At 42.3% G+C, this 18,444-nt stretch carries 20 protein-coding genes and 1 pseudogene; 2 read left to right on the top strand and 19 right to left on the bottom strand.

Annotation, left to right across the window (positions count from 1 at the left end; all coding sequences use genetic code 11):
• The 11 genes from BK120_RS35785 to BK120_RS33745 form a co-directional block, all read right to left on the bottom strand.
• Positions 1 to 273: hypothetical protein (locus BK120_RS35785; protein ID WP_218639614.1), on the bottom strand; the 273-nt coding region annotated here is incomplete at its 3' end.
• A complete protein-coding gene (locus tag BK120_RS33790) occupies positions 227 to 580 on the bottom strand; it encodes a response regulator transcription factor (RefSeq protein WP_076271853.1) in 354 nt (117 codons plus the stop codon). The genes BK120_RS33790 and BK120_RS35785, both read right to left, overlap by 47 nt.
• Positions 581 to 647: 67 nt before the next feature.
• On the bottom strand, positions 648 to 1,058 hold the full coding sequence (locus BK120_RS33785) for a hypothetical protein (protein ID WP_076271852.1): 411 nt from the start codon (positions 1,056 to 1,058) through the stop codon (positions 648 to 650).
• A gap of 307 nt (positions 1,059 to 1,365) precedes the next feature.
• On the bottom strand, positions 1,366 to 1,593 hold the full coding sequence (locus BK120_RS33780) for an SHOCT domain-containing protein (protein WP_256711112.1): 228 nt from the start codon (positions 1,591 to 1,593) through the stop codon (positions 1,366 to 1,368).
• Between the two features lie 27 nt (positions 1,594 to 1,620).
• The gene (locus tag BK120_RS33775) at positions 1,621 to 2,070 is read right to left on the bottom strand and encodes a putative iron-sulfur cluster-binding metallochaperone (RefSeq protein ID WP_076271851.1); all 450 of its coding nucleotides are present in this window, start codon (positions 2,068 to 2,070) and stop codon (positions 1,621 to 1,623) included.
• A 285-nt stretch (positions 2,071 to 2,355) separates the two neighbouring features.
• The gene (gene lspA / locus BK120_RS33770; RefSeq protein ID WP_076271850.1) at positions 2,356 to 2,832 is read right to left on the bottom strand and encodes a signal peptidase II; all 477 of its coding nucleotides are present in this window, start codon (positions 2,830 to 2,832) and stop codon (positions 2,356 to 2,358) included.
• A 56-nt stretch (positions 2,833 to 2,888) separates the two neighbouring features.
• Positions 2,889 to 5,279, bottom strand: coding sequence for a heavy metal translocating P-type ATPase (locus tag BK120_RS33765; protein ID WP_076271849.1), 2,391 nt, complete (start codon positions 5,277 to 5,279; stop codon positions 2,889 to 2,891).
• Complete coding sequence (locus BK120_RS33760; protein ID WP_076271848.1) at positions 5,272 to 5,640, bottom strand: ArsR/SmtB family transcription factor; 369 nt, start codon at positions 5,638 to 5,640, stop codon at positions 5,272 to 5,274. Before BK120_RS33760 ends, BK120_RS33765 begins: the two co-directional genes overlap by 8 nt.
• A 77-nt stretch (positions 5,641 to 5,717) precedes the next feature.
• A complete protein-coding gene (gene lpdA / locus BK120_RS33755; protein ID WP_076271847.1) occupies positions 5,718 to 7,127 on the bottom strand; it encodes a dihydrolipoyl dehydrogenase in 1,410 nt (469 codons plus the stop codon).
• Positions 7,128 to 7,167: 40 nt separating this feature from the next.
• Positions 7,168 to 7,806, bottom strand: a complete 639-nt coding sequence (locus BK120_RS33750; RefSeq protein WP_076271846.1) for a CadD family cadmium resistance transporter — start codon at positions 7,804 to 7,806, stop codon at positions 7,168 to 7,170.
• A gap of 143 nt (positions 7,807 to 7,949) precedes the next feature.
• Positions 7,950 to 8,525 carry a class I SAM-dependent methyltransferase gene (locus BK120_RS33745; protein ID WP_083682751.1) on the bottom strand — a complete coding sequence of 192 codons (576 nt, stop codon included), beginning with the start codon at positions 8,523 to 8,525 and terminating at the stop codon, positions 7,950 to 7,952.
• 437 nt (positions 8,526 to 8,962) lie between these two features.
• On the opposite strand from BK120_RS33745, the pseudogene BK120_RS33740 reads away from it, so the two are divergent.
• Together BK120_RS33740 and BK120_RS33735 are read left to right on the top strand one after the other, a co-directional pair.
• A pseudogene (locus BK120_RS33740) lies at positions 8,963 to 11,931 on the top strand (Tn3 family transposase).
• Positions 11,928 to 12,773: a tyrosine-type recombinase/integrase gene (locus BK120_RS33735; RefSeq protein ID WP_256711111.1), complete on the top strand. Its 846-nt coding sequence runs from the start codon at positions 11,928 to 11,930 to the stop codon at positions 12,771 to 12,773. Before BK120_RS33740 ends, BK120_RS33735 begins: the two are co-directional and overlap by 4 nt.
• Positions 12,774 to 12,846: 73 nt before the next feature.
• On the opposite strand, the gene BK120_RS33725 is transcribed toward BK120_RS33735, so the two are convergent.
• The 8 genes from BK120_RS33725 to BK120_RS33690 form a co-directional block, all read right to left on the bottom strand.
• Complete coding sequence (locus tag BK120_RS33725) at positions 12,847 to 13,560, bottom strand: metal-dependent hydrolase (protein ID WP_076271843.1); 714 nt, start codon at positions 13,558 to 13,560, stop codon at positions 12,847 to 12,849.
• 15 nt (positions 13,561 to 13,575) lie between these two features.
• The gene (locus BK120_RS33720; RefSeq protein WP_076271842.1) at positions 13,576 to 15,495 is read right to left on the bottom strand and encodes an ATP-dependent DNA helicase; all 1,920 of its coding nucleotides are present in this window, start codon (positions 15,493 to 15,495) and stop codon (positions 13,576 to 13,578) included.
• A gap of 280 nt (positions 15,496 to 15,775) precedes the next feature.
• On the bottom strand, positions 15,776 to 16,045 hold the full coding sequence (locus BK120_RS33715; protein WP_076271841.1) for a hypothetical protein: 270 nt from the start codon (positions 16,043 to 16,045) through the stop codon (positions 15,776 to 15,778).
• Between the two features lie 58 nt (positions 16,046 to 16,103).
• A complete protein-coding gene (locus BK120_RS33710) occupies positions 16,104 to 16,415 on the bottom strand; it encodes a hypothetical protein (protein ID WP_076271840.1) in 312 nt (103 codons plus the stop codon).
• Positions 16,416 to 16,458: 43 nt separating this feature from the next.
• Complete coding sequence (locus tag BK120_RS36240; RefSeq protein WP_256711110.1) at positions 16,459 to 16,587, bottom strand: hypothetical protein; 129 nt, start codon at positions 16,585 to 16,587, stop codon at positions 16,459 to 16,461.
• Positions 16,588 to 16,776: 189 nt separating this feature from the next.
• Entirely contained in the window at positions 16,777 to 17,457 is a 681-nt protein-coding gene (locus tag BK120_RS33700) for a hypothetical protein (RefSeq protein WP_076271838.1), read from the bottom strand.
• A gap of 15 nt (positions 17,458 to 17,472) precedes the next feature.
• Positions 17,473 to 17,871 (bottom strand): PadR family transcriptional regulator, encoded by a 399-nt coding sequence (locus BK120_RS33695; RefSeq protein WP_076271837.1) that lies wholly within the window; start codon positions 17,869 to 17,871, stop codon positions 17,473 to 17,475.
• Positions 17,872 to 17,877: 6 nt separating this feature from the next.
• Entirely contained in the window at positions 17,878 to 18,171 is a 294-nt protein-coding gene (locus BK120_RS33690) for a hypothetical protein (RefSeq protein ID WP_076271836.1), read from the bottom strand.
• Positions 18,172 to 18,444: the final 273 nt, after the last annotated feature.

Raw genomic sequence — 18,444 nt, 5'->3', positions numbered from 1 at the left:
TTTTCCATGTTTTCTAACATTTTTGTTCAAAGTGAGCCCTCTGTCTAGCGTACTTACTACTTTTGAGACAGCCCCTTCGAAATGATTTATCTTGTTTTTATCTATGTCTTGCCAACACTTCTTTTGTACGTCACCAGAACGCGATTCTGAATAGGGTTTATCATAGAGATGGGTTAGATCACTTACAATATCTTGACGCAATTGTAATTTAGTGATTGGGTCAGAATTAGCTGACTCCACTAATTTTTTGTTGATTTGAAAGAGCAGTCCCATGTGAAATACTCCTTTCATTTTCATTTCTACCGTTCATGAACATGGGTAGTAAGGTATCGCGAAAGACAACTGCTTGTATTTCATTCTTGGAGCGGGCATTAAGTTTAATTTGAATATTTGAAATGTGATTTTTTGCAGTTTTTTCTGATATACCGAGAAGTTGACCAAGTTCACGGTTACTTGAGCCATGAATTGATAGAAATTGTACAACCTCTAATTCTCGTCTGGTTAAAGAAAATCGATCACCAATCATCCAAAAGAAGTCACTGATAAGGGGATCATCAATTAAGTTATTATTTATATCCATAAAAGTGCTCCTATTCTATGTAATAAAATACTCATATTTATTCATCAATTCTTCAGCTCTAGGAGATCTACCACGGATTATCCCTATACATTGATGACCTAGCACCAGAAATCAGTTCCTCCCTGATAGCATTCAATTCTTCAAATGGAGTTCCATCCAAACCCAACCAAGTTGCAGATAAATCCTCAGAGTGTTCACTCCAGATATCCATCACCTGACAAAGAGAAAGGCTAATTCCTTTTTCTTCAAACATATCTCTTAAAAAGTCACATAACGGGAGATCATCTGAAGTGACATAAAAGCTATATTGAGAACTTTCTTTATCATTTAAAAAGTTTTTGGGAACCAATTCTCCTGAATTAATGCGATCCAAAACTTTTCGTGGAGTTTCTACTTTAAGAACCCAATCCCCTAATCGATTGGGTTTTCCTGAAGCAGTATAGTTTGTACCATAGACATTCAAAAATAAGTCTTTCATTCATGTACACCGCCAATTCAATATGTTGTATGAGGTAGCTATTTAAGATCGGACATAAGAAATAATCTTTTATCGCAATTGCGGCAGTATGCATGTTTGCCTTGCTTGTGTTTTATTCCTTCGTAATATGGGGTAGTACCAGCGTCGCTGTCACGAAGTGCAAACTGATGGTTAAATATGTTAAAAAAAAGCTCTGTGCCAACAAGAGCTTTTCATACTGAACGTTATTTATAAAGGCTTCCCATTGATGGCTACTACCAGAGAAGTTGACACCACCTATACACGTGGCGAAATAAGGTAGCTACTCTTAATCATCCAACAATTTTCGTTTATGATTAAATTCTTCATCATTGATTTGGCCTTTGGCATAACGTTCTTTTAATATCAAGAGGGGGCCATCTTCCACTCTGTATTTCCTCATTAGTAATCGAGTTACTACATAAATTGTTACACCAACAGCAATGATCAGAAGAAGTAAACCAATTCCCATGATGATACACATCATGGTCATCATGGAACCATCCATCATCATCATACATACCTCCCGTTCTTTCGCTTTTCGTTAGTTCAAACTTCTTAAATACGCGGTAACATTGCCCAAGCAGCAGGCCCCTTGAGGGTTGTTTACTTCGCAGCCACAACGGTTTGACTGGACATGATTTTTTATATGTTCAATAGGCCGCTGATTATCGTTAACTGATTGAATAAGACGATCTCTCGTCCAATCAAAGCAATAGCAAACTGGTACTTGCAAGCTGGAGTTCTTTTGGAATACGGGTACTTTCAAGGCGTCCTCTTCAAATGTTTGCGTATGAGTATCACTAAAATAAACGGTATTACATGAAGAGGTTGGACAGAACGAATATGTGTTTTCTGGTTCGATGGTTTCCAAAGAAGAAGCTGTAAGCAAAGACTTTAATGTAATGAGAGGTACGCTTTTACCCTTCTCCCCGCAGGAGGGACAATTGGTTTTGGCGGTTTCTACTTTGCTGGATGGTGCGCAACAATCCATATATAATGCACTCCTTAATCGGGTTTTCAGACATAACCGTGTAAAACCGTATAAAACCGATCCTTTAATTCCACTTCTTTTATGCCTGGGTCATTTACAGATTTCCCTTAACCTTTAATAGGGGTAGTACCAGCGAAGCTGACACCATCTGCAAAGTACATGGTAGTAAATGTAAATTAATTGTACCACGGTGTCTCCCAGGTGGAACTGAAGTTGTTTACATTGGGTGGCCGCCGCCAGAAATGCATAAAACAAACTGCCCCAATTCAGCACAACCACCCCGATCTACTCCGGCAAGCTCTGACTCGATGACTTATCCGCTCTGGATACCCGGAGCGTGTCAATCATGACCATAATTACCCCTGTCGTGATGAACACATCCGCTATGTTAAATACCGGATAATTGATAAACGTTAACTCAAGCATGTCCACGACTTCGCCATGTAGAGCGCGATCTACAAAATTACCCAACGCCCCTCCAAAAATCAGCACTAATGCATAAGCGAGGAATTTTTGCCCGCGATAGATTTTGCGCAAGTAGATGATAATACCAATAAGCACGATGGCAGTCACCAAAATAAAAAACATCCGCTGGTTCTGCAAGATGCCGAACGCGGCACCCCGATTTCGAATGGATGTCAGTTGCATAATACCCGGAATAAGCGGTATCTTTTGACCGATATCCATATAAGTCGCAACACTCCATTTGATCAATTGATCAACGGCAAAAGCGATAATGGCCACAACATAGTAACGAAGCACAACACACTTCCTTTCAAAGTAAAGAGTCAGGGGTATCACCCCTAACTCCTCTTCCCTTATTCTTTGACTCTCATCAGTCGCAAACCGTTTAACGCAACCAGGAGCGTTGCCCCCATGTCGGATAGGATAGCAATCCAAAGTGTTAACCAACCCGGGATGACGAGCAGTAAAGCAATCAGTTTAATGGCGAGTGCAAAGGTAATGTTTTGCTTGATGATATTTAAAGCTTTGCGGCTTAGTTTTATCGCAAAAGGAAGCTTTCTTAAATCATCTCCCATTAAGGCAACGTCTGCCGTTTCGAGTGCTGTATCTGTACCGGCTCCGCCCATGGCAATCCCAACCGTAGAAGCTGCGAGTGCTGGCGCATCATTGACACCGTCGCCAACCATGGCTACATTGCCGTAATCGGCTTTGAGCTGTTTAATAAAGTCTAATTTATCCTGCGGCATCAGTTCGGCCTGTACATCCGATACGCCAACATGTCCGGCGATCGCATTTGCAGTGCCCTTGTTATCACCGGTGAGCATAATCGTTTTTTTGATCCCAAGCTGATGCAGCTTTTGAATAATTTCCTTACTGGATTCACGCACTTCATCGGCTACCGCAATCACCGCGAGAATTTCTTTGTCCGTACCTACAATCATGGCCGTTTTGCCTTGGTTTTGCAGTGTAGCAACCAGTTGCTCTTGTTCGTTACTGAATTGAGCAGTAGCTAATTCTTTAAAGAGTTTCGGATTACCAATATAATAGCTTGTGCCGTTTACTGTACCCTTAATTCCTTTACCGGTGATGGAAGAAAAGTCATCGACCATGACATCAGCATAAGAAATACTCGCTTCTTCTGCTTTTCTCATGATGGCCGAAGCAAGCGGATGTTGGGAACGATACTCTAACGCTGTGATGATCGATAACAACTCGTTTTCATTTGTCTTCTTGTTAAAAACATTGAAATCCGTTACGACCGGGACTCCTTTTGTGAGCGTACCGGTTTTATCAAATGCTATGGCTTTTAAGGCACCCATTTCTTCGAGGTAAATGCCGCCTTTGACGAGAACACCATTTTTCGCCGCATTTCCTATTGCAGATACGATGGAAATCGGCGTGGAAATCACGAGCGCGCAAGGACAACCCACAACAAGTACAGATAAGCCTTGATAAACCCAGGTGGCCCAGCTTCCATCAAAGAAAAGTGGAGGAATAATAGTGACTAAACCGGCAATAACCATAATGATCGGCGTGTAGTATTTCGCAAATTTATCGACAAAGGCTTGCGATGGCGCACGTTCTCCCTGTGCTTCCTCAACAAGGTGAATAATCTTCGCAATAGTCGTATCATCGACAAGCTTGGTGACTTTGACTTCAAGCAATCCTTCTTCATTTAACGTCCCGGCAAAAACCTCATCATCCACCGATTTGCCAACGGGAACGGACTCACCGGTGATCGCGGCCTGATTGACGGCAGAATTACCGCTGACCACCACACCATCCATGGCAATCTTTTGACCGGGTTTCACGATCATGACATCCCCAATGGAAATATCATCCACATGGACCAACATTTCTTGCCCACCCCGTCTAACGAGTGCTTCTTTGGGTGCAATGTCCATTAATGAACGTATGGATTGTCTTGCTCTATCCATGGAGAATCGTTCTAACGCTTCGCTGATCGCAAAGAGGATAACTACAATTGCACCTTCGGCCCATTCCCCAATGATCGCGGCTCCGATTATGGCAACCGTCATGAGCGTCTTCATGTCAAATTCAAATCGCATCAAGTTTTGAAAACCAACTTTAAAAAGCGAGAATCCCCCGATCACAATGGAGGCTGCAAATAACAAGGAAGTGATCAGGTTTTCTTCCCCATTTACATACTGGGAAATGTATCCGAATACCACCAATAAGACTGCATTCAACAACGTGCTGTGTTTTTTATAAAGCGGTTCTTTTGCTTCTTTGATGCCCTCATGTTTCGATTCCCGTACCGCTTTTTCCGGAGTCACTTTTAGATTTTCAAACGCACCGGCTTTCTCCAGTTCTTCAATGGTAGCATCGCCATAAACAGCAATTTTTGAAGCACCAAAATTCACTTTGGCATCTTGAACGCCCGGCAGCTTCTTGACATTATTCTCAAATTTTCCGGCACAATTTGCGCATGTGAATCCTTGAACGTTGAATACGTTTTTTTCCTCATTCAATTCCGGTTTTGCCACCCGCACCGGTTTTTCGGGGTGTACCTTAAGATTCTCAAATGCACCGGCTTTCTCCAGTTCCTCAACTGTGGTATCACCAAAAACGGCAATTTTTGAAGCGCCAAAGTTCACTTTCGCATCTTGAACGCCCGGCAGCTTCTTGACATTATTCTCAAATTTTCCGGCACAATTTGCGCATGTGAATCCTTCAACGCGGTATACGTTTTTGTTCTCAGACGGCTCAACCACTTTACTCAACGCCAACAACCTCCTTTTGATGCTCAATAGCGAGCCTTATCATTTGTTTGAGCTGCTCATCCTCCAATGTATAGAAAACGAGCTTCCCTTCCTTCCGATACTTGGCAATCCCCATGTTCCGCAGCAGCCGTAAATGATGGGAAGCCGTCGCCATGGTGGATCCAATAATATTGGCCACATCGCAGACGCATAACTCGTCCTCATCGCATAATGCATAAGCAACCTTTAGCCGCGTATGGTCGGCAAGCACTTTAAAGATTTGTGTCATATCCTGAAAATCATATTTGCTTATTTTTTCCCTGACCCGATTGACCTTATCCTCGTCATAACAAAAGATCTCGCATGCATCTTGGTTCTTCATCCATTCACCTTCAATCTAATATTCATTTGATTATTATATTATTCTTTTACCATTGATTTTGTCAAAGGAAAACAAAACTAAATATGAATGGGATGGCCAAGAGCAACTTCTGCAGCTTCAGCCGACAACTCCCCGAGTGTTGGATGCACATGAATCGTGAGCGCTAAATCTTCCATAGTCGATCCCATTTCAATCGCCAGAGCAATTTCAGGAATTAAGTCAGACGCGTTTGTGCCGACGATTTGTCCCCCAAGGATCATTCCTGTTTTCTTATCACCTACCAGCTTGACGAATCCCTCGGACGCACTCAAAGAAAGAGCACGCGCATTTGCCGCAAATGGAAACTTGCCAACCATGAAGTCATACCCCTTCTCCTTGGCTTCAGGTTCACTAAGTCCTACGGAAGCAATTTCCGGATCGGAAAACACGACGGAAGGTATCACTTTATAGTCGAAAGCACTTGGCTGTCCAGCTATTGCTTCAGCAACCACTTTTCCTTCATATGATGCTTTATGCGCAAGTGCAGGGCCAGGAATAATATCACCAATCGCATAAATATGAGGAATGGACGTTCGCCCTTGTTGATCGACTTCAACCAGTCCCCGGTCTCCAATTTTCACCCCAATTCGGTCAAGACCAAGTTCGCCATCGGTGTTTGGTCGTCGTCCTACTGTCACAAGCACATAATCGGCCGTCACTTGTTGTTCTGCCTGATCCACCGTAAACGTAACTGCGACTTCATCAGCCGATTGTTGTGCAGATTGAGCCATGGCGTTCGTGTACACCGAAACGCCAAATGAATCTAGATTTTTTCGCACAACACGGGTAATTTCACTTTCGAATCCAGGCAAAATCGACGGTGAACCTTCCAAAACGGTTACCTTCGTGCCGAACTTCGCGTACATTTGGCCTAGCTCGATGCCGACATAGCCGCCGCCGATAACGACCATCCGCTTAGGGATTTCGGTAAGGCTGAGTGCTTCGGTGGAGGACAAAATCCGGTTCCCATACGGAAATGCTTTTAATTCAATTGGGCGTGACCCTACAGCAACGATACAGTCGTCAAATTGGTATCGGAGCGATTCTTGTTCATTATAGAGACGGGCTTCCCGATCATTAATGAAAAGCGCCTCTCCTTTGAACACCGAGATTTCATGCTTTTTGAGCAAGGATTGAATACCCGTTTTGAGGCGATTCACCACATTCGACTGTTTCCAATGCTGAATCTGAGAAAAGTCAACCTCAACGTTTTTCGCTTTTAACCCCGAAATGCCGCTTTCCAGCATTTGTTCATAGCGATGCGCCGCTGAAATCAGCGCTTTAGACGGCACACATCCGCAATTGAGACATACACCACCGAGTTCCGATTTTTCTACCAGCAACACTTTCTTCCCGAGCTGTGCGGCTCGTATTGCTGCAACATAACCCCCAGAACCACCGCCGATCACTAACAACTGAGTGTGCTGGCTTGCATCACCTACTACCATAGTGTTTCCCTCCTATACGTGAATACAATTTTCGTGAACATTATCCAAACAGCTTCATGAGATATGCAAATGAATCGCCATTTAGCATGATCGAAATACCTAATGCGATAAACACCAGTGGAACTATGACACTTCCGTACTTTTGCAAAATCCTTAGAATGGCCGGGAAGCTTGCCAACCGGTAAGCAAGGAAACACCATACGGCGACCATCACAAGGAACACAATCGTGATGTATAAAAGCGACGCGTTCCCTTGGGTCGTAAAATATGGAATGTATATGCCCAGATTATCCCCACCGTTGGCAAAGGTAATCGCAGCGACCTTACCAGATAGTGGTCCAAACAAACGATTGTTTGATGGTTGCGACTTTAGTTTGCCCAATTTTTCAAGCGCTTCTTCTGCCTCATCTTCTTCCTCCTTTTTGAGGAACATTCGGATACCAAGATAAATGGGTATCAGCCCAAGAAAACCAGCCCATTCGGGTGGCAAAAATGTAAAACCGAAGGCCCCTAACAAGCTTAGTGCAACCAGCAATCCTAACCCAAGATATTGTCCTAGAACAACTTGTGCGTGTCGCGCTTTCTCGATCTGTGCGAAAAAGATCATCAGCACAAAAATGTCATCAATGTTGGTGACGATGAACGTGCCAATAGTGGAAAGAAATAATGTGATCGTCATTGTTTGTTCACCCTTTTTGGTGTTCTTATATCCAAATAATTATTTGATCAAACATTAGAATTTTTCAAAGGTCGGTTAGCCATTGAAATATTCGGGGTAGTACCAGCGAAGCAGCCACTTGCAAAAACAGATATTAATTATTGCTAATTTATTTTCTTCGCTTTGTATAAGGAAAGGGTTCCGTATAATGTCATAAACCGATCCGTCTCTTTTATCTCAACAAATCCAGACTTATCTATTACTTGAGGTATGAGGCCATTTACGTTATCTGATGTCGTCTTAAAACCATCGAGCAGTTGGATGGAAAGAAACGCAATGCGCATGAGCCCATTTTGCGCCTTTCCCCAATCCGCTATGTGAAGTTCACCTTGTGGTTTAAGTATTCGGAACGCTTCATTCAATGTTCGGAGTTTATTTTCAAGAGTCAAATGATGAAACATAAGACTTGTGATAACACGATCAAAAGAATGATCAGGGTAGGGTAATTCAAACGACATCCCTTGATTAAACTTGATGTCTATTCCGATGTTTTCAGCTTTTTTCTCTGCAATTCGGAGAACGTTTGGATCAATATCTAACCCAGTGACCTCTGCTTTCGGGTAAGCTTGTTTCAAAAGAAGGGTTAATGTACCAGTCCCGCATCCTAGATCAAGCACTCGCTGCCCTGGGTCAACTTGAATCTGTCTTATTAATTTGTTCTTGAAGGCAGACTCCCTCATTGTCCAGCGTAATATCGGATCATAAAATGATGTTAGCCAGTGAAATCTCAGGGCAGTATAAAATCTCTATTGTCTTCTTTACGCATCTTTCACCTCAATCCGGCCATTCTGCCAGTAGTAAGTGCACTTTTTACCTCTCGGAATCTAGGCTCGTAATATAAATCACATGAGTCCTTTTCTTTCTCGCTCATATCCCCACCCCAACAATCAAATGTTAATTTGATTATTATCATACACCAAACCATTCGTATAATCAAATACATATTTGATTATCATTTTGACCTTGTGAAAATATTCAAGTTCCGAAAAAATTATTGGCATCGGAACTTCGACACAATCCAATATATATTGCCTCATTTTAAGAGAAAAGATAGACTAACATTAGAAACTTTATTCCGATACTAACTATTTTAGGAACTTCACTCGGAGGGGATCATGTGAAACGAAATTTGGAATTGGACGAGCTGATTGAGCATTTTACGATTTTACCCAATGAAATGAAACTTGTTGAAAACAAGATGGGGGAAAACAAGATAGGCTTTGCCGTATTGCTCAAATTTTTTCAGAATGAGGCTCGTTTCCCTACCCATAAGCATGAGGTTCCTAAACCGGTCATTGTCTTTATCGCTAAGCAGACTTTCAGCGAATCCGAGCTTTATGCACAGTACGATTGGAGTGGGAGAACAATTAAAGCCCACCGCGTACAAATTCGTGAGTTCTTTGAATTTCGGGAAGCCTCCGTTCAGGATAGTCAAGATGTAGCAGAGTGGCTGTGCTAACATGTCCTACATCATAGTCAAGAGTGGGAACATGTAAAGGATTCGGTGTATGGACGATTCCGCGAACTGAAAGTGGAGCCGCCGACACCCGACCGTATTGAACGCTTGATCCGTTCCGCCATACATACGCATGAAGAACAGTTCTTTCAGACTACCTTCCAGAAACTGCCCCCATCATCACCCGCAAAATTAGATGCCTTGATTGAGAGCATAGCCATGCTCGACGATACTAGTGGAGATATGCCTCGGGAGGATAGTAGCCAAGTTACGTTCCATGAACTGAAGGCCGATCCTGGTCGGCCGGGTTTAGAAAGCTTTATGAAAGAAGTTCATAAACTGCGTACCCTGCGACACTTGGATCTCCCGGAAGATTTGTTCCGGGACACCCCGCATAAGGTATTGAAAAAATACCGGCAGCGTGTCTCTACCGAGGACATTCGGGAACAGCGCCGCCACCCCCATCCAATCCGCTATGCGCTTTTATGTGCTTTTTTCTGGCTCCGAAATCAGGAGATTACAGATAACCTCGTGGACTTGCTGGTACAAATTATTCACCGGATTAGCGTTCGCGCTGAACGGAAGGTGGAGAAAGAAATTTTGAATGACCTTCGACGGGTCAGCAACAAATACGGCATTCTGTTCAATATGGCGCAGAAAGCCATTGATAATCCGGAAGGCATTATTCGTGATGTAATTTTCCCCGTGGTAAGTGAGCAAACATTGAAGGATCTAATTAAAGAGTTTAAACATACCGGACCGGCTTATCGGGAGAAAATCCATACCGTCATTCGAGCCTCTTACGGAAGCCACTACCGCCGTATGGTGCCAGAAATTTTAAGCATCCTCCATTTTCGCTCCAACAACGAAGTTCATCGACCAGTGATCCGTGCCCTTGAGCTAATCAGAAAGTATTCTGACTCCGGGATGCATTACTTCCCGGTTTCCGAAGAAATTCCGATTGAAGGTGTCATTCGCACCGTGAATAAAGAGATCGTGGTGGAGAAAGACGAAAAAGGGCAGGAGCGCGTCAATCGGATGAACTATGAGATTAGCGCTCTTCAAGCCCTCCGTGACAAGTTGCGGTGTAAGGAAATATGGGTGGTTGGCGCGAACCGGTACCGTAATCCGGATGAAGACCTGCCTGCGACTTTGAAGAACGGCGCGTTGAAAACTACAAGGCACTGAAGCAACCGCTCGATGCGGCAACCTTTATCTCTACACTTAAACAAGCCATGAGTGAGGGGCTGGAAAAGCTCGACGCGGGGATGCCGAAGAACCCTAAGGTTCGCATTACGGAAAAAGCCGGCGGCTGGATTGTCGTATCTCCATTAGAGCCACAAGCGGAGCCGATGAATCTGTCGAGGTTGAAAGGTGAAATGATTCGGCGCTGGCCGATGACAAGCTTGTTAGATATCATGAAAGAGGCGGATCTTCGAGTCGGTTTCACGGAGCAATTTAAGACGGTGGCCAATCGAGAAATACTCGACCGGGATACGCTCCAAAAAAGACTGATTCTTTCGCTGTATGGCCTTGGAACCAACACGGGCTTGAAACGTGTGAGTGCCGGGGATCATGGCGAATCCTATAAGGACTTGCTCTATGTGCGGCGCAAGTTCATTCACAAGGATAATTTACGTAATGCGATCGCTGATGTCGTGAACCATATTTTTAAGGTACGGATGCAGGAGGTTTGGGGTGATGGTACTACGTCCTGTGCGTCAGATTCAAAAAAATTCGGAGCATGGGATCAAAACCTTATGACGGAATGGCACATCCGGTACCGCGGCCGTGGCGTTATGATTTACTGGCATGTGGAGAAAAATTCGACGTGCATCTACTCGCAGCTTAAATCGTGTTCATCATCAGAAGTCGCGGCCATGATGGAAGGATTACTGCGACATTGTACGGATATGGAAGTTGAGAAAAATTACGTTGATTCCCACGGCCAGAGTGAAGTTGCATTTGCATTCTGCTATTTGCTGGGTTATCAGCTCATGCCACGGCTCAAGGCGATCCACTCGCAGAAACTGTACCGGCCAGAACCCGGCATGAACGATGCCTTTCCCAACCTTCAGTCGATTCTCACAAGGCCGATCAACTGGGAGCTGATCCGCCAGCAATACGATCAAATGATGAAGTATGCAACAGCATTGCGGCTCGGTACGGCTGAAACGGAAGCAATCCTCAAACGGTTCACGCGCAACAACCTGAAGCATCCCACCTATCAAGCCTTGGGTGAACTTGGTAAGGCCGTCAAAACTATTTTCCTATGCGATTATTTGAATTCCGTAGAGCTTCGCCGCGAGATTAACGAGGGACTGAATGTCGTGGAAAACTGGAACTCGGCTAATAGTTTCATCTTCTACGGCAAAGGTGGCGAGATTGCGACTAACCGTATGGAGGATCAAGAAATGGCCGTTCTGTCACTGCATCTTCTACAGAATTGTCTGGTCTACATAAACACCCTGATGCTGCAAAATATTCTCTCAGACAAGAGATGGTTTGACACGATGGCACCAGAGGATTTAAGGGCGCTTACGCCGCTCGTGTATACGCATGTAAACCCGTACGGCACATTCCGACTCAACATGAGCGAACGATTACCATTGGAAGGGGAATTAGCGTGACGGAAAAACGTACATCGGCAAAGAAAAAGGCCCGCGAACTCTCAAAATATCTGCGCGTCGAGCGGCCCGACTATGCCTATATGAAAAGCTTGTTCCAGCATCTGCGGACGGAGCTTGAAATCGAAGTTCCAAAGGCATCAAAGAAGCTGCCCTACGTGCCTACAGAGGAAGAACTAAAACGGTATTATGATGTTGTCTGGAAGTCGAAAAACTTTCAAGATATGATGATTGTCAAAACGCTTATGTATACTGGTATTCGCGTGAGTGAGCTGGTCAATATTCGAATTACTGACATTGATTTTCACTATTGCCAAATTAGGATCAATAATGGTAAGGGGAGCAAGGATCGCATCGTACCGTTTCCGCAATCGTTTAAAGAGCTATTGGCCATGCACGCAGATACAATGAAAAAGAAGCACGCGGTCTATTTGTTTGAATCGTCATGGAAAAAGAAATATACCGACCGAGGAATACGAAAAATTTTAGCGAAGTATTCCGATGAAGCACAGCTTACGCAAAATCTCTCCCCTCACAAGTTACGGCATTTTCTGCTTACGTGGCTCAAAAAGCAAGGGATCGATGATGCATTGATTCAACCTTATTCCGGCCATGAGAGTAGAAAGTCGTTGGAGGTGTATTCAAAGCTCGCGATTACCGATGCGCAAAACGAATACAACGAGGTTATCAAAAAAATTCCCAATTTAACCCATATGTTTGCACTTGGTGACAACGACGCTGGTATTACCCCAATATTCACCGTTTTCAGCTTCACTGCCATTGAAGTTGTGATTGTATTGAGTTTTACCAACGACATAATCTTTGGTGTAAAAACCTTCATTTGAGCGACAATGATTGCACTCACTAATTGGCGCAACAGTCATTTTAGTAATCCCCTTTTTTTAAGTTCGAATATAGTTAAAAGTTAAAATCACGAAAAAAAACAAACCATACCAATAAGGTAGTAAGACCGATAAAGCCATTTTCTACGATTTTCCCCTTCCAAGTGCCGGTACTCATCAGATTTAACTTTAGGCGCCAATCAAAAGGCGGCAACGGTCGAATGCCGCGATTTGTAACAGAGTCAGCTAATAGGTGAAGCAAGTACGATAAACCGCCTGAGATCCAAATTGTAGAATCGTACTGATTAGTCGAGAAGTATAAAATTAATATCCAGATAGTTAATCCATAAAGCGTGTGTGTTAATCCACGATGCGGTAGCAGCGCGCAAACAATCAGCAAGCACCCGATAAGAAAACTCCAAGGTATAAAGTCATGGCCGAGAGCTATTAGTGCCGTACCAATCAGAATCATGATGACGTTGCGGAGGGAGCGAGTTGGCATGAAGGAAACTAGACTTACCAGAACAGCCAATAATATATTCCAAGGAGCAAATGCTTGTCCTAGGAAACAAAAGGCTGCGGCGAGTGCAACGAGTGTAAATTGAAAAAAATGTATGAATTTTTTAGGGATTGCTCGTGAGACAAGCAGAGAATTAGGTTCGTCAATGTCCGGCAACAAGGCGCTAATAGTAGTTACAGCAATAACTGGAATTGTAATCTTGTAGTCGGCCATACCAAGAATTGATAGTGTAATGCCTGTGCTAATAATGATGTGGGATTTACCCATCATATCGATCATTCCTTTCTATACAGGCAATATATGAACCATGTCTTGCAGAGTGCCGGAATACTTACACTTCGGCAAGCTTTTAATCACCATTTTTCCATATCGCTTAGTTCGCATACGATTGTCAAGAATAATAACTACTCCTTGGCAATGGATAGAGCGGTTAAGCCGACCAAATCCTTGTTTTAATTTAATCATCATTTTGGGGAACATGAAGTCAAAAAAACTACTCCTTTTAGCTTGCTCTATTAGCTCAAGTTGTGCTTGAATTAACGGTTCATTAGGCATTGGGAAAGGAAGCTTTGGGATGACGAGTGTCGTAAGTGCATCACCTGCGACATCTACCCCTGTCCAAAAGCTAGTACAACCGAAAACGATAGTACGGGGATCAGTTTTAAGCTGGTGTATGATTTTTTCTCGGTCACATCCAGAGTATTGAGTAAGTAAGGAGTAACCATAATCGATACAGTGCTGTTGGAACTTATTGGACACTTGGTTCATCGTTTCGAAGCTTGTGAATAACACAAGCATTCGTCCGCCTGAATACATGAGAATCTCTTTAAGTGATTCAATGGTATAAGGAATGAATTCCAGGCTGTCTGGGTTGGGCGCATCCTCTGGGCAGATAATCATAGTTTTATTCTCATAATCAAAAGGGCTGCCCACAGTAACACTATCATAGTCCTTGACTCCGATACGGCCAGCAAAAAAGGAAAAGGTTCCATTTGTAGAAATGGTTGCGCTGGTCAGAATGACAGGAACTTTATCGAACAATCCATAAGTAAGTACAACTTTCGGGAAAAGCGGTGCAGCATGGAGGGTAACATTTCCTCTGCCGCGCACTGTAATCCAATACCCCCAAGATTTCTTCTCCTTCTCCCCTATAAAATCTAGATCATCGTTCCCTTCAAATAGACGAGTTAGGAGCTCCGAAATGCCACGAAGATTCAAACTCTTTACTCGTTCAATAAAATCTTTAAGCGCTAAGCAAACATCCGAAACATCGATCTTTCCGTCCATAAGCTTAAATGCACTGGTTCCCATACCTTTGCCTATTTTCGTATATAGGGTATCAAGTTTATTTTCAATATTCTGGCGTAATTGCGTTAGCTCAAGTTGAGTGCTGTGATCCAGCTCATTGAAAGATTCTTTTTTAAAAAGATATTCGAATAGTGTTTCAAAACGATTTAAATCAACTTTTTTTTCAAATATATGACAACATACATCTTCAATTTCATGTGCTTCATCGAATATGACTGCATCATATGCTGGCAATGAACCGTTCCCGGTTTTCTTTCGCATGATAAGGTCAGAAAAGAAATAAGCATGATTGGTGACAATGATATGGGCTTTTTGCATCTTCTCTTTTAATTCTTCTAGAAGACAATTATCAGGTTTAGTTATGGCTGGGCAGGAAGATGCGGAGATTTTGTTCCATAAATTATCCTCAATATCAAATCCAAATCCTGTACGGTCACTGATTTTTTCCTGATTAACTTTTTTAAAGATTTTCTGTACAGTCTTTGATTCCTCATTACCGCTTCGAAGTGTTTCTTGCCAAAGTGCTTCAAGCTTTATGTTGCAAATATAGTGTGATTTTCCTTTAACCAGTTGGTAGCGAAGATTTCTTTTCTCCATTTTCATAATTTGTTCTACACGTGGCAGTTCTTCGTTTACAATCTGTGTCATTAAGGGGATAGTATGTGTGCAGATCACAACAGTTTTATTATTTGAGACGGCCCATTGTGCCGCTGGTATTAAGTAGCCTAAAGATTTCCCAGTCCCTGTCCCTGCTTCAGCGAGTAAATGCCTTCCCTCTACAAGTGCATTTCCAACCTTAGTAGATATTAGTATTTGCGGAGCTCGTGGACTGTAACCTTTAACAAGTTTGGATAAATGCCCGTCCTGTCCTAAGGATCTATGAATAAAGTCTTCCACAAGTTAACCCCCTTATTAATTATCGTATATATATTAGTATACTAATATACAACAATAGTGCAATGATACTAGATAAATATTTGGGGAGCAGGTCGATGACGTTTTGGAATGTGAATATATTGGATAATGTAAATTCCACTGGCTGAATCAAATTATTATTATCAAGTTTTTATTTCTCCTGTCTGGGGGAGTTGCTATGATCTTCTTGGGACGAATGGAAAAGGGAATACATCGAAATTATCATAAAAAGAAACGGGCCCAATAATACACATATCCCAATTCAATTGTTCCAAATTTCACTCGTAAGATACCCAATAGTTTCTTTAGTTGTCATTTCGTTAATACATACATTAGATTCTTCAACTCTTGCTTTTATCAACTCCTCAAATTGATCCCTTGATTTCTTTAACTTGCTCATCACAACAAGAGGTCTAATTAAATCAATAGCTTCTCTTTTAGATAAGCTTGTATAATCACGTCTCGTATTTAGTAATTCAGAAAGAGAAATAGACTTTATAAACGGTTTGTCTGCTCTATTTCGTATGCTCATGATTAATATTCACCTATCTTCTTAATATTTTTAATATGTAGTATTGCTAGAAAAATTGTTAATACCATGTAGCTAGTTCAGATTCATGTATCCAAATAAACCCTTGATTCAAAAAATCTTGTAATAATTCATCGGTCATTTTGATATCGATAGATTCTGGACTGCGCGATATTTGTATATCTTTAATTAGATGTTTGCATTTTGGATAATCATGAATGAGCACTGCTTGGACAGATGTTTCATCTGTTTTCCTCAGAAAGAACGGAAATACAGAAATTGTGGTTTTTCTCTCTTGCTCGATATCAATTTTTGAGTTGGGGATCCTTAAACGGAGGTAAAATTCTCGGTTAGGTTCATTGATTAATTCCATTCATTCTTATCCCCTTCTTTTTCGGAATCTCATGCTATTTATTTTAGATTTCGCCTAGCGGATCAAGAGTTTGAACAATACTCTTTGCCAGTAGAATAAGACGCTTTTCTTGCTCGCCAACTTGTCTATCAGCAATATCTTGTTTTACATTTCGGATTTCATTCTTCAACATCGTTATCTCCCAGAGATGTTGAATCATAAGGTTTTTTAGATGATCATTTTCTTTCTCTAAGATATCAAGTCGGTCCTTGTCGAACAATTCATCACCCATTTCCTAGTGATACTTTAAATCTTTGCAAACTGCAACCCTAATTATAGTCTAACAAAGCTTACATCCCTCTAATTTTTATTAGAAGAGAGATTATTGGCCCTGTTGTATTCTAGCCTCATATTTTTCAATGATATCGCTTGGTGCTTTCTTCTTCATATGGTTAGGTATGTGTAGGAAACAATATACCATTTTCTCTCGATTGAGAGCCGGTATTAAACCAAGGAAATCCCATTCATCCCGAGACAATTGCTTTCCACAACCTGAGAAAATACAGTTGTGGGTAACCATGTCACGAGATTGAATTACTTGATTTTCTATGCCCGCTCCTGGAGCGTTCGCAAGTAAATGACGCAGGGCGGGATTACTACCCCAGTCCTCGTCCTTTGTGTGATAAGGTGCTAGATCCTTCCAACCAATTTGCCAAGTATCAAGCGCTTCACGTACGGCCTCTGTATATGCCAGGTCAACCTTATTGGCAATATTTTTTCCATTTCCATGTTGATCCTTCTCAACTTCAGAAAATCCGATGCCGTCCCTGTAATGCTCTCCTATGGTTACTCGCGCTATAATCTTCACATAACCATGAGGTACGTTAATTTCAACGTCTCTAATTTCTTGACTCCATTGACTGGCTGTCGCAGTTTCAATGCGATCGGTGTATACCTGATTAGGGATATAAGCTCGATTATTATCTCGCCGCAGCTTTACAGTTCCGCTAGGAAAAGGGGCTTTAATAAGCGATATTGCTTTCTCATAATCAAATGGTTCCACGAGCAGGCTCCTTTCTTAGGTCAATTTCATCTTACCGTATTTATCAATATAGGATTCGAACCGGTTATACACCTGCTGCGCACGTTTTACACGGTCAGGCAACTCGCGCATCAAGCTCTTAAAATAATCCATTCCGGATTCCGTGATCCGATAAAATCGATTGTAACGATTGTCCCCCTCCCACTTCCGAGTTACATGCCCCTGGTCTGCAAGTGTTTTTAGTCGCTGACTAAGATAGCCATCATTTACGCCCACCGATCCACCTAGTGCTAATATGATACGTTCTTCAAGTTCCTTAGCGTAGAGTTGTCCACTCTGCAGTTCAGATAATACGATAAAATCAATGACCTGTTGAACCTTAACGACGTAACCAAGTGATTCTTGCTTCTCAATAGGATTTTCATTACGTGCCATTGAATATCACTCTTTCCCTTTATTATCGGAAGTTGTAGCTTCGTCATGCTTGTGAAGTTGGTTAAATTGAGGCGTGTAATAACAAGCTTTTCCATCTTCCTGAAGAACCTCAACGAGTGCTCGATCCATCTCATCGAGAGGCATATCGGATTTGTTATGACTTAGAGGGGTCTCAGGCGGAAGAAAAGGTCTATAGTCGATTAGAGGAGGTATCCGGACGATAAATGCACCACGCATCTCAATACTACTTCCTCCAGTCTCATATCCCCATATGACGGAATCACCTTTATTGAATTTCATCTTCTATACGTCCACCTTTCGCATTGTTGTCAGCAGCCTTTTTAATAACAAAGCAGGGAGAGGGAATAGACAAGACCCGCTTCCTCTGTTTAAAATAGTATACTTGCATGGCCACACATGGAGTGCTGTTCATTTCAATGTAATCGGTATTAACCAATCATTCAATCCAAACATGTCGAACCAATTAATCCAGATCTCTAGCCCAACTAACTAACTCTTCATCTTCAAAATTATATGGATTTTTGTAAATATTAGAGTAATAGTATTCAGAAT

It is taken from the genome of Paenibacillus sp. FSL A5-0031 (genome assembly GCF_001956295.1).
Taxonomy (GTDB): domain Bacteria; phylum Bacillota; class Bacilli; order Paenibacillales; family Paenibacillaceae; genus Pristimantibacillus.
The sequence above is the reverse complement of the archived record's forward strand: the minus strand, read 5'-3'. Positions and strand labels throughout refer to the sequence as shown.

Bases quoted from the DNA above. Each gene is read 5' to 3' on its own strand.
- BK120_RS33750 (WP_076271846.1), bottom strand. From the start codon at position 7,806: ATGACGATCACATTATTTCTTTCCACTATTGGCACGTTCATCGTCACC.
- lpdA (WP_076271847.1), bottom strand. From the start codon at position 7,127: ATGGTAGTAGGTGATGCAAGCCAGCACACTCAGTTGTTAGTGATCGGC.
- BK120_RS33780 (WP_256711112.1), bottom strand. From the start codon at position 1,593: ATGATGATGATGGATGGTTCCATGATGACCATGATGTGTATCATCATG.
- BK120_RS33725 (WP_076271843.1), bottom strand. From the start codon at position 13,560: ATGATGGGTAAATCCCACATCATTATTAGCACAGGCATTACACTATCA.
- BK120_RS33775 (WP_076271851.1), bottom strand. From the start codon at position 2,070: ATGGATTGTTGCGCACCATCCAGCAAAGTAGAAACCGCCAAAACCAAT.
- BK120_RS36240 (WP_256711110.1), bottom strand. From the start codon at position 16,587: ATGTTGAAGAATGAAATCCGAAATGTAAAACAAGATATTGCTGATAGA.
- BK120_RS33715 (WP_076271841.1), bottom strand. From the start codon at position 16,045: ATGAGCATACGAAATAGAGCAGACAAACCGTTTATAAAGTCTATTTCT.
- BK120_RS33690 (WP_076271836.1), bottom strand. From the start codon at position 18,171: ATGAAATTCAATAAAGGTGATTCCGTCATATGGGGATATGAGACTGGA.
- BK120_RS33695 (WP_076271837.1), bottom strand. From the start codon at position 17,871: ATGGCACGTAATGAAAATCCTATTGAGAAGCAAGAATCACTTGGTTAC.
- BK120_RS33745 (WP_083682751.1), bottom strand. From the start codon at position 8,525: ATGAGGGAGTCTGCCTTCAAGAACAAATTAATAAGACAGATTCAAGTT.
- BK120_RS33785 (WP_076271852.1), bottom strand. From the start codon at position 1,058: ATGAAAGACTTATTTTTGAATGTCTATGGTACAAACTATACTGCTTCA.
- BK120_RS33710 (WP_076271840.1), bottom strand. From the start codon at position 16,415: ATGGAATTAATCAATGAACCTAACCGAGAATTTTACCTCCGTTTAAGG.
- BK120_RS33790 (WP_076271853.1), bottom strand. From the start codon at position 580: ATGGATATAAATAATAACTTAATTGATGATCCCCTTATCAGTGACTTC.
- BK120_RS33760 (WP_076271848.1), bottom strand. From the start codon at position 5,640: ATGAAGAACCAAGATGCATGCGAGATCTTTTGTTATGACGAGGATAAG.